General features: G+C 75.4%; 2 protein-coding genes. Both read left to right on the forward strand.

The genetic code is table 11. The annotated features are described in order from the left end of the window. Window positions 1-2090, forward strand: a 2090-nt coding sequence (locus tag RWM17_RS13080; protein ID WP_314104340.1) for a serine hydrolase domain-containing protein, incomplete at its 5' end; no start/stop codon positions are given. A gap of 65 nt (window positions 2091-2155) precedes the next feature. After that, window positions 2156-3644, forward strand: a 1489-nt coding sequence (locus RWM17_RS13085) for a histidine kinase (RefSeq protein WP_314104341.1), incomplete at its 3' end; no start/stop codon positions are given.

Consider the following 3644-nt stretch of genomic DNA (forward strand, 5'->3'; position numbering starts at 1 on the left):
GCACCGGCACCGCAGCCAGCGCGACCTCCCCCACCACCGCGCCCGCGCCTCCTGCGGCCCCCCAGCACCAGCCCGGCGGCCACTCCCTCACGCAGGGCGACGTCGACGCCTGGCTCGACGGCGCGCTCGGCTCGGCGCTGCAGACGACCGGCATCCCCGGCGCGACGGTCTCCGTCGTCTCCGACGGTCAGGTGCTCACCGCGCGCGGCTACGGCCTCGCCGACACCGGCACGGACGGCGACCCGGCCCGCCCGGTCGACCCCGACGACACCCTGTTCCGCATCGGCTCCGTCTCGAAGGTCGTCTCGGCGACCGCGATCATGCAGCTCGTCGAGCAGGGGGAGCTCGACCTCGACGCCGACGTGCAGCAGTACCTCGACTTCGACCTCGACACCCCGAAGGGCGCGATCACGCTGCGCCACCTGCTGACCCACACCGCGGGCTTCGAGGAGGTCATCGCCGGCCTGATCGGCACCCCCGGCAGCGAGAAGACGCTGCGCGAGGCGGTGACGGCCGCTCCCCCGGCGCAGGTCTACGCGCCCGGCACGACTCCCGCGTACTCGAACTACGGCGCCACGCTGGCCGGCTACGTCGCCGAGCGGGTGAGCGGGAAGCCGTTCGCCGAGCTGGTGCAGGAGCAGGTCCTCGACCGTGCAGGGATGACCTCGTCGTCGTTCGCACAGCCCCTGCCCGCCGACCTCGACGCCCGACTCGCGAAGGGCTACCCGGACGACTCGGCGCCGTCCGTGCCGACCGAGGTCGTGAACGCCGCGCCCGCCGGCGCGATGTCGGCCACCGCCTCCGACATGGCGCGCTTCATGCTCGCGCACCTGGGCGACCTGCCCGCCGAGCAGTCCCTGCTCGAGCCCGCGACCCTCGACGAGATGCACCGCCCCGCGCTCGGGGCCGACCAGCTCGGCACCCTCGCCGTCGGCCAGCGCATGGACCTCGGCTTCTTCGACGACAGCACCCCCGGCGTCCCGGCCTTCGGGCACGACGGCGACACGCAGGTGTTCCACAGCGCGATGCGGATGTTCCCGGAGTCCGACGCGGGCATCTTCGTGTCGTTCAACGCCTCGGGACGCACCCCGACCGCGACGCTCGACCTCCGCACGACGCTGCTGCAGGGCTTCGCCGACCGGTACCTGCGAGACGCCTCGGCTGAGGCCGACCTCGCGGGGACCGGCGCGGACTCGGTCGCTGCTGCGGCTGATCCGTCTCGAGACGGATCAGCCGACCGAGACGCCGCCCCCTCCTCGACGACGTCGCCGGGGTCGGACGAGACCGAAGGAGGCGCGCGTCAGCTCGACAGCGCCGCCGCAGCCGCCGCGATGGCCGGCACGTACACCTCCTCCCGCTCGCCGGTCACGAACCCGGGCGCGCTGCTCGCCCTGAGCGGCCAGACGACGATCGTCCCCCGCTCGGACGGCACGATCGCGGTCACCCCGAAGCCGCTGGCCACGACGACCGGCGTGTACGAGCTGGTCGACGAGCACCTGTGGCGCGAGGTGGGCGGCGACTCGCTGCTCGCGACGCGGACCGACGGCGACTCGGACGACGCCGACGCGACCGTCCAGGCGATCTCGTGGGGCGCCTCCTTCACGATGCTGCGGGCGCAGCCCTGGCAGGTCGCGTCGACGGCGCTGCCGTCGGTGATCGCCGCCGTCGCGGTGCTGCTCGTCTCGGTGGTGGCGTGGCCGACCGCCGCGCTCGTCGGCCTCGGCCGCCGCACCGGACGCCGCGACCTCGTCGCCGCACGCCGTCCCGAGACCGGACGCCGCCGCCGCGCGCTGCTGCTGTCGCGCATAGGCCAGGTCGCGACGCTGCTCGCCCTCGCCGGCTGGGCGGTCGTGGCCGGGCAGGCCATGTCGTTCGTCGACGTCTCGGCAGGGTCGATCCGCGTCGTGCAGGTGCTCCAGCTGGTGGGCGTCGTCGCGATCGTGCCCGCCGCCGTCGCCGCCGTGCAGGCCGTGCGTGAGCGACGGGGCTGGGCCTCGGTGACCGGACGGGTGCTCGTCGTCGTGGCGCTCGTCGTCCTGGCCGTGTTCGCCGTCACGTGGCGTCTCCTCTCCCCGAGCGTGAGCTTCTGATGCGCCGCCCACAGGGAGGTGCGCCTCGCGACCACGAGGTCGACGGCACCTGGCATGCTCGGGACGTGACCACCTCCTCCTCCGCCCGCTCTGCAGCCGTCGTCGGCCTCGTCGGCGCGGCACGGCACGAGGGGTCCGCTGCTGCGCGGCGCGAGGGCACCGGCCCGGGCTTCGCCGCTGCACGTCGGCTGCTCGCCCGGGTCGGGGTGCGGACGCCCTTCGGACGCGACGTCGCCCTGGCCGCGGTGTGGACGCTCGTCACGGTCGCTCTGCTCGCCTCGCTCGTGGGCGCGGGCGAGTTCCTCGGGGCGTCGAAGAGCATCCCGGCCGCACAGATCACGGTGGTCCTCGTGCTCGCCGTCGTGCAGTGCCTGCCACTGGCGTTCAGGCGTCGACGGCCGGTGGCGACCTTGCTGGTGATCAGCGTCGTGCAGGCGGGCCTGCTGACGGTCTTGCCCACGGGGCTCGCGGTCTGGACGGCGGCGCCCGTCGTCGCCGCCTACACGGTGGGCACCCTGCTCACGACGCGCACGGCGGTCGGCTGGCTGCTCGTCGCGATCGGCGTCGAGACGGTCGGCGCCGTGATCGGTGCGGCAGGCGCCGCGAAGCAGCTCCTGGGCGCCGAGCCGGGGCTCGGCGGCCTCGGCGGGGTCGACGGCCTCAGCCCCGTCGGCGCCGCCGTCGAGGCCCTCGCCCTCGTCGCGACGGCCGTCCTCGTGAACGGGATCAGCGCCTCCGTCGGCTCGTGGGTCGCGCTGCGGCGTCGGCACGAGAGCGACAGCCGGGCTCGGGCCGCCGAATCGGTGGAGCACCACGAGACGCTGACCCGGTCAGCCGTCGCCGCCGAGCGCACCCGCATGGCCCGCGAGCTGCACGACATCGCGGCGCACCACCTCACCGGGCTCGTCGTGCAGGCGGGCGCCGCCGAGCGCCTCGTCGACGTCGACCCCGAGCGCGCGAAGGAGTCGCTCCGCAGCGTCCGGTCGCAGGGGCGCGAGACGCTGGACTCGCTGCGATCGATCGTGGGGATCCTGCGCGAGACCGGCGACGACGCCACCGGCACCGCTCCGGTGCCCGGGCTGCGCGACGTCGGCGGGCTCGTCGCCGCGGCCCGTGCCGCCGGCACCGTCGTCGACGAGCGAGTCGAGGGCGAGCTGCCCACGCTCGCCCCGCTCGCCGACGTCACGGCCTACAGAACCGTGCAGGAGGCGCTGGCCAACGCCCGCAGGCACGCCCCGGGCGCCGGCGTCCTGCTGGCCACGACTGTGCGGCAGGGACGGCTCGTCGTCGTCGTCGAGAACGCGGTGCCCCGGGGGCCCGCGAGTTCTGCTCCGGCGGGGTACGGGCTGGTCGGGATGCGCGAGCGCGCGGCCCTCGTCGGCGGGCTGCTCGAGGCGGGAGTCGTCGGGACGGAACCTGCCGAGACCGGGTCGGCCGAGACACGACCGGTCGACGGCCGAGGGGACGGGCACACGGACGCCAGGACGGCTGCGGCAGACAGGGTCGGCGCGGTCGGCGGGGTCGGCGGGGTCGGCGCGGTCGGCAGGGCCGCCG

This window comes from uncultured Frigoribacterium sp. (assembly GCF_963515265.1).
Classification (GTDB): Bacteria; Actinomycetota; Actinomycetes; order Actinomycetales; family Microbacteriaceae; genus Frigoribacterium.